Genomic DNA, 254 nt, shown 5'->3' on the forward strand with positions numbered 1-254 from the left:
CAGGAGCCACCTTCGCAATCGTCGGCGTCTTCACCTTGGCCTCAGCGGCTTTCTTAGGCGCAGCACTAGCCGCCGCACTCTCCTGTCCGCCAATGGTGTACGTCAGCAACGTGTGCGTCCCATGCGCCGACCCCGGCAGCTTCACCCGCACCGCCTGCGGAGCCTTCACAGCCACCAGCACCACCGCGGCAATCACCAGCGCATGCGTTCCCGCCGAAAGCCAAACACCCCGTCGATCAGCCCCACGCCACATG

Annotated in this window: 1 protein-coding gene; it reads right to left on the reverse strand. The window is 65.7% G+C overall.

The window, feature by feature from the left end:
• A partial coding sequence (locus tag JAO32_RS19830) for a hypothetical protein (protein WP_334243622.1) occupies positions 1-254 on the reverse strand: 254 nt, incomplete at both ends.

The organism is Terriglobus sp. ADX1 (assembly GCF_036877645.1).
Lineage (GTDB): Bacteria > Acidobacteriota > Terriglobia > Terriglobales > Acidobacteriaceae > Terriglobus.